The 6,596-nt window shown below is 71.9% G+C and carries 7 protein-coding genes; 2 read left to right on the forward strand and 5 right to left on the reverse strand.

The window, feature by feature from the left end:
* Window positions 1-862 (forward strand): Rv2231c family pyridoxal phosphate-dependent protein CobC (cobC, locus tag N4P33_RS30870; protein WP_260830242.1); only part of this gene is annotated, 862 nt, incomplete at its 5' end.
* 81 nt (window positions 863-943) lie between these two features.
* Here the strand turns inward: cobC and N4P33_RS30875 are convergent.
* From N4P33_RS30875 to N4P33_RS30895, 5 genes are all read right to left on the reverse strand, one after another.
* Window positions 944-1,840, reverse strand: coding sequence for an SCO1860 family LAETG-anchored protein (locus N4P33_RS30875; RefSeq protein WP_260830243.1), 897 nt, complete (start codon window positions 1,838-1,840; stop codon window positions 944-946).
* Window positions 1,841-2,049: 209 nt separating this feature from the next.
* A complete protein-coding gene (locus N4P33_RS30880; RefSeq protein WP_260830244.1) occupies window positions 2,050-3,141 on the reverse strand; it encodes an amidohydrolase family protein in 1,092 nt (363 codons plus the stop codon).
* Between the two features lie 20 nt (window positions 3,142-3,161).
* A complete protein-coding gene (locus N4P33_RS30885; protein ID WP_260830245.1) occupies window positions 3,162-3,953 on the reverse strand; it encodes an amino acid ABC transporter ATP-binding protein in 792 nt (263 codons plus the stop codon).
* On the reverse strand, window positions 3,950-4,783 hold the full coding sequence (locus N4P33_RS30890) for an amino acid ABC transporter permease (RefSeq protein ID WP_260830246.1): 834 nt from the start codon (window positions 4,781-4,783) through the stop codon (window positions 3,950-3,952). Before N4P33_RS30890 ends, N4P33_RS30885 begins: the two co-directional genes overlap by 4 nt.
* Window positions 4,780-5,631, reverse strand: coding sequence for an ABC transporter substrate-binding protein (locus tag N4P33_RS30895; protein ID WP_260830247.1), 852 nt, complete (start codon window positions 5,629-5,631; stop codon window positions 4,780-4,782). Before N4P33_RS30895 ends, N4P33_RS30890 begins: the two co-directional genes overlap by 4 nt.
* Window positions 5,632-5,722: 91 nt before the next feature.
* On the opposite strand from N4P33_RS30895, the gene N4P33_RS30900 reads away from it, so the two are divergent.
* Window positions 5,723-6,596 (forward strand): alanine--glyoxylate aminotransferase family protein (locus tag N4P33_RS30900; protein WP_260830248.1); only part of this gene is annotated, 874 nt, incomplete at its 3' end.

Genomic DNA, 6,596 nt, shown 5'->3' on the forward strand with positions numbered 1-6,596 from the left:
GGTGGCGGCGCGGCACGGGCTGCCGGTGGAACGGGTGCTGCTCACCGCGGGCGCGGCGGAGGCGTTCGTGCTGCTGGCACGGGCGCTGAAGGTGAGCCGGCCGGTGGTGGTGCATCCCCAGTTCACGGAGCCGGAGGCGGCGCTGCGCGACGCGGGCCACTCCGTGGACCGTGTGCTGCTGCGGGAGACGGACGGCTTCCGCCTGGACCCGGCGGCGGTCCCGGACGACGCCGACCTGGTGGTGATCGGCAATCCGACGAACCCGACGTCGGTCCTGCACCCGGCCGCGACCCTCGCCCGCCTGGCCCGCCCCAGGCGCACGCTGGTGGTGGACGAGGCGTTCATGGACGCGGTCCCGGGCGAACGGGAGGCCCTCGCCGACCGCACGGACGTCCCGGGCCTGGTGGTCCTGCGCAGCCTCACCAAGACGTGGGGCCTGGCGGGCCTGCGCATCGGCTACGTCCTCGCCGCCCCCGACATCATCGCGCAGCTCGAACGCGCCCAGCCCCTGTGGCCGGTCTCCACCCCGGCCCTCGCGGCGGCGGAGGCGTGCATGGAGACCAGGGCCCTGGCCGAGGCGGCCCACGCGGCCCACCGCATCGCGGCGGACCGCGCCCATCTGATCGCGGGTCTGCGGGAGTTCGCTTCCCATGGCCTAGGGGTGGCGGAACCGGCCGAGGGCCCGTTCATCCTGCTCCACCTCCCCCAGGCGGCAGGAGTACGAAGCCGCCTCCGCACCCTCGGCTACGCGGTCCGCCGCGGCGACACGTTCCCGGGCCTCGACGACAGCTGGCTCCGCCTGGCGGTGCGGGACCGGGAGACGACGGACGGGTTCTTGAGGGCGCTGGCAAGGGCCCTTTGAAACTCGCGAGTCGGGTGGTGGGTGGGCATAGGCCCGGGGGTCCAGGGGGCAGAGCCCCCTGGTACGGCACGAGAAGCCCCGTCAGCTCCGCCGCCGACGGGACAGCAGCACCGCTCCCCCACCCACCCCCAGCAGCACGACCGCCCCCGCCGCAAGGTACGGCGTCATGGAGTCACCCCCGGTCTCGGCGAGGTTCGCCTCCTCCCGGGGCCCGGCAACCTGTTCGGCCCGCGCCCCCTGCGGCTCCACCTCGACACCCTGCACCGGCACCGGCACCGGCGCCGGCGCCTCACACGTCGCCTCCGCCAACGTCACCGTCCCCTCCACCTCGGCAACGTTCAGCTTCAACGGATCGACCGACACCTTCAACTCCAACGCGGTCGCAGCGGCCGTACGCGACGTCGTCTCCGTCTTCGACAGATCCAGCCGCACCTCACCGACCCCCGGCACCTTCACCTCGCTCGGCCCGCCGGACGTCAGCTTCACGCGCTTCCCCAGCACGGTCACCGAACCCGGCAGCGTCGCCGAGGCCAGCGGCGTCCGCCCGGCCTCGCAGACCGCCTTGGAGCTGATCTTCTCGAGCTCGATGAGCCCCAGCAGCGGCAGCCCGGGAACATGCACCCGGGCCTTCGCCAGCGTCGCGGACGACTCCGCCCGGCCTCCCTCCACCGTGGCCTGGGCATCGGCGACCTCCGCGCGCAGCACGGTGAACGGCTTCCCCCCGTCCACCCCGTCGAGGCTCGCGGTGAGCGCGGTCTTCCGCGCACTCCCCGGCGCCCGGACCTCGTTCAGGGTCAGGGACAGCGGTGCGTGCACGGTCTTGTTGAGCAGGGACACATCGAGCCCGGTCCGCAGGACGACGGCCCCCGCGCTGCCCTTCTCCTCGGTGGCGTGGACGGGTCCCGCCCCGGCCAGCGCGGCGGGACCCGCGGCGAGAACGGTGGCCGTGGTGACGGCGGCCCAACGGCGTGCGGGCATACGGAACTTGGTGCTGTTCAAGGTGGTGGGACCCCCATGAGACATGTGTGGGACCCGGAAAGAATGTCCGCGCGCGGAGCGAGGCGTCAGCGATCCGAGGACACTTCACTCCATCGTGGCGAGTCCGTCGACGTTTTCGAATCCCGGGGCACAGCAGTTCCCCGGCGTCTCCTCCGGCCCCACCCGCGGGTGAGCGCGCGCATCGACGCCTACGCGACCACGCGCCCGTTGAGTACCACCCGGCGCGGATCCGCCAGCACCCGTACGTCCGCGCGCGGGTCGGCGTCGTAGACCACCAGGTCCGCCGGTGCGCCCTCCTCCAGGCCGGGACGTCCGAGCCACTTCCGGGCCGCCCAGGTGCCCGCCGCGAGGGCGTCGATCGGCGGGATGCCGGCCGTGACGAGCTCGCCGACCTCCGCCGCCGCCAGCCCGTGCGGCAGGCTGCCCCCGGCGTCGGTGCCGACGAAGACGGGGATGCCGGCGTCGTAGGCGGAGCGCACGGTGTCGTAGCGGCGGGCGTGGAGCCGGCGCATATGGGCCGACCACTGCGGGAACTTGGACTCGCCGCCGTCGGCGAGCTCCGGGAAGGTGGCGATGTTGACGAGGGTCGGCACGATCGCCACGCCCCGCTCGGCGAACAGCGGGATGGTGTCGTCGGTCAGGCCCGTGGCGTGCTCGATGCAGTCGATGCCGGCCTCGACGAGGTCCCGCAGGGAGTCCTCGGCGAAGCAGTGGGCGGTGACGCGGGCGCCGAGCCGGTGCGCCTCGGCGATCGCCGCCTCGACGGCGCCGCGCGGCCAGCAGGCCGACAGGTCGCCCAGGTCGCGGTCGATCCAGTCGCCGACCAGCTTCACCCAGCCGTCGCCGCGCCGGGCCTCCTGGGCGACGTAGGCGACGAGGTCCTCGGGCTCGACCTCCCAGGCGTAGTTGCGGATGTAGCGGCGGGTGCGGGCGATGTGCCGGCCCGCCCGGATGATCTTCGGGAGGTCCTCGCGGTCGTCGATCCAGCGGGTGTCGGAGGGCGAGCCGGCGTCCCGCAGCAACAGGGCGCCGCCGTCGCGGTCGGTGAGGGCCTGCTTCTCTGCGACGTCCTCGGGGACCGCGCCGTGCCGGTCGAGGCCCACGTGGCAGTGGGCGTCGACCAGCCCGGGCAGCACCCAGCCGTCGACGGTCCGGAGGTCACGGGCGCCGGCGGGACGGTCGTAGGAGATACGGCCGTCGACCACCCAGAGCTCGTCGCGGACCTCGTCCGGCCCCACGAGCACCCGCCCCTTCACGTGCAGTACCGCGCGTTCGCTCATACCGGCACCCTAGTCAGACGCTAGTCGGACTTCCCCACCTGGTCCGAGATCTCCTCCTCCACCTCGGCCATCGCCGGGTCGAGGAGGCGGGAGAGGAAGTGGCGGGTGCGTTCGTGCCGCGGGTTGCCGATGACCTGCTCGGGGGTGCCGTCCTCGACGATCACTCCGCCGTCCATGAAGACGACCCGGTCGGCGACCTCGCGGGCGAAGGTCATCTCGTGGGTGACGACCATCATCGTCATGCCCTCCTGGGCGAGCATGCGCATGACGGCGAGGACATCACCGACCAGCTCGGGGTCGAGGGCCGAGGTCGGCTCGTCGAAGAGCATCACCTCGGGGCCCATGGCCAGCGCACGGGCGATGGCGACGCGCTGCTGCTGCCCGCCGGAGAGGGAGGACGGGTAGGCGTCCGCCTTCTCGGACAGGCCGACCCGGGCCAGGTTCTCCGCGGCCACCTTCGCCGCCCGCGCCTTGTCCCGGCGCAGCACGCGGCGCTGCGGCAGGGTGAGGTTCTCGGTGACGGTGAGGTGCGGGAACAGGTTGAACTGCTGGAAGACCATGCCGATACGGCGGCGTACGGCGTCGATGTCGACGTCCGGGTCGGTGAGTTCGATCCCGCCGACGAACACCTGCCCCTTGGTGGGTTCCTCCAGGAGGTTCACGCAGCGCAGCAGGGTCGACTTGCCGGAGCCGGACGGGCCGATGACGCAGACGACCTCGCCCTGGCCGATCTCCAGGTCGATACCGCGCAGCACCTCGTTGCCGCCGAACGACTTGTGCAGGGCGCTGACGCGGATCTCGGGCCGGCTCATTTCACGGCCTCCTGGGCCTTGGCCTCCATACGGCGGACGACGAAGCCGAGCGGGACGGTGACCAGCAGATAGCACAGGCCGGCGACCAGGATCGGCGTGGAGTTGGCGGTCTGGCTGGCCAGGTCCCGCCCGTACTTGGACAGCTCCCGCTCCTCCAGGGTGACGCCGAGGAACAGCACCAGCGAGGAGTCCTTGAACAGCAGGACGAGTTCGTTGGTGAGCGGCGGCAGGATGATCCGGAAGGCCTGCGGAATGATGATCGAGACCATGGCCCGGGCGGGCGAGAAGCCCAGCGAACGGGCCGCCTCCATCTGCCCCTTGGGCACGGCCTGGATGCCCGCGCGGATCGTCTCCGCCATGTACGCGGCGGCCACGAGGCCGAGCGCGAGGGCGACCTTGCCGTACGTGCCGCCGATGATCTCCGTGCCGGGGAAGGCGAGCGGTACGGCCACCCCGATGAAGATGAAGATCAGCAGGGCGGGCAGGCCGCGGAAGATCTCGATGTAGATGCCGGCCAGCCAGCGGTAGGGCCCGACCGACGACAGCCGCATCAGCGCGATCACCATGCCGAGCGCGAGTCCGACGGCGAAGCCGGTCACCGTGTAGAGCACGGTGTTCTTCAGCGCCAGCGTGATGACGTCCGGGAACATCCGGTCGGCGATGTCGGCCTGCGCGAACTGGTTCTGCAGCCGGTCCCAGTCGGCCGAGACGGCGAAGAGGATCACGAGCGCGACGAACACGGCGTACTGGATGCCGCGCGACAGGCTCCGCTTCTGCCGCCGGGTCAGCCCCTTGCGGCGGGGTACGGCGTCGGGCTTCGGCTCACTCATGAGGCGGACGGGGAGGCCGCGGACTCGTCGTACGGGCCGATCCACTGCTCGTAGAGCTTCTTGTACGTCCCGTCGGCCTTGGCGTCCGCGAGCGCCTTGTTGATGGCCTCGCGCAGCGCCGTGTTGCCCTTCTTCACCGTGAAGCCGTACTGCTCGCCGGTGTTGATCTGCTCGGCGACCTCGAAGGCGTCGGCGTTGGCCTTGTCCTTCAGCCAGCCCTGGACCACCGGGTAGTCGATGACGACGGCCTTGACCTGACCGGTGCGCAGGCCGTTGAGGACGGCGTCGGAGGACTCGAAGGAGACCGGCTCGAAGCCCTGGCCCTTGGCGTAGTCCTCGCCGGTGGTCTGCGCCTGGGCGCCGAGCTTGATGTTCTTCGACTTCACGTCGGCGAGGGAGGCGACGCCGCTGCCCTTGTCGACGAGGACGGCCTGGGTGGCGTTGAAGTACGGGTCGGAGAAGTCGACGTTCTTCTTGCGCTCGTCGGTGATGGTCATGCCGGCGGCGGCCAGGTCGCACTCGCCGGAGTTGAGGAAGGCGCCGGTCTTGAAGTTCTCGAACGGCGTGTCGAGGATCTGCTGCTTCACGCCCAGGTCCTCGGCGACCAGGTCGATCAGCGCCACGTCGAAGCCCTGCACCTTGCCGTCGATCTCCGACTGGAACGGCGGGTACGGCAGGTGGGTGCAGGTGGTGAGTTGGCCCGCCTTGACGAGTTCGACGCCACCGGCGGCGGTCTTGGTGCCGCTTCCTCCGTCGTCGGTGGAGGTGCAGGCGGTCAGGAGCACCAGCCCGGCCGTCGCGGTGAGGGCGGCCGGGATGAGCGTCCGGCGCCGGGAGAGCGTCTTCACGGGGGCCTCCAGTGGGGGGAAGGACAGGTTCCGATTATGGGTGGTTACCCTCAGGGGCGTCGACCGACCCACGTAGTGAGAGAGCACCGCCGTGACCCACCCCCTCCTCGACCTGGCCCCGCTGAGCGCCGCGCACTTCGCCTCGATCGAGGACCGGGTGGCGCGTCTGCTGAGCACCGAGCAGGACGTCGTGATCATGCAGGGCGAGGCGCTGCTGCCGCTGGAGGGCGCGATCCGCGCGTGCGCCGGTCCCGGCACGACCGCGCTGAACGTCATCACCGGCCCTTACGGGCAGACCTTCGGCGACTGGCTGCGGGACTGCGGGGCGACGGTGATCGATCTGACCGTCCCGTTCCATACGGCGGTGACGGCCGAGCAGATCCGGCAGGCGTTCGCCGAGCACCCCGCGATCGACTTCGTGTCGCTGGTGCACGCGGAGGCGGCCACCGGGAACACCAACCCGGTCGCGGAGATCGGTGAGGTGGTACGGGCGCACGGGGCGCTGTTCTATCTGGACGCGGTCGCCTCGATCGGCGCGGAGCCGGTGCTGCCGGACGCGTGGGGCGTGGATCTGTGCGTGATCGGGGCGCAGAAGGCGATGGGCGGGCCCGCCGGGGTGTCGGCGGTGTCGGTGAGCGAGCGGGCGTGGGCGCGGATGGCCGCGAATCCCCGGGCGCCGCGGCGGTCGTATCTGTCGCTGCTGGACTGGAAGGAGCGGTGGATCGACGGCGGCCGCAAGGCGCTGCTGCATGCTCCGGCGCAGGTGGAGATGCTGGCGCTCGAGGCGTGTGTGGAGCGGATCGAGGCGGTGGGGCTCGACGCGGTGATGGCGCGGCACGCGGGCGCCGCGGCGGCTACGCGGGCGGGGGCGGTCGCGCTGGGCGGCGGGCTTGAGCCGTATGTGCACGACGCGCGGGAGGCGGCGCCGGTCGCCACGACGTTGCGGGCGCCGGCGGGGACGGTGG

The sequence above is a fragment of the Streptomyces sp. 15-116A genome (assembly GCF_025290915.1).
GTDB lineage: Bacteria > Actinomycetota > Actinomycetes > Streptomycetales > Streptomycetaceae > Streptomyces.

What these genes read in the sequence shown, in the direction of transcription:
- N4P33_RS30875 (WP_260830243.1), bottom strand. Translation starts at nt 1,840, where the DNA reads ATGCCCGCACGCCGTTGGGCCGCCGTCACCACGGCCACCGTTCTCGCC.
- N4P33_RS30880 (WP_260830244.1), bottom strand. Translation starts at nt 3,141, where the DNA reads ATGAGCGAACGCGCGGTACTGCACGTGAAGGGGCGGGTGCTCGTGGGG.
- N4P33_RS30885 (WP_260830245.1), bottom strand. Translation starts at nt 3,953, where the DNA reads ATGAGCCGGCCCGAGATCCGCGTCAGCGCCCTGCACAAGTCGTTCGGC.
- N4P33_RS30890 (WP_260830246.1), bottom strand. Translation starts at nt 4,783, where the DNA reads ATGAGTGAGCCGAAGCCCGACGCCGTACCCCGCCGCAAGGGGCTGACC.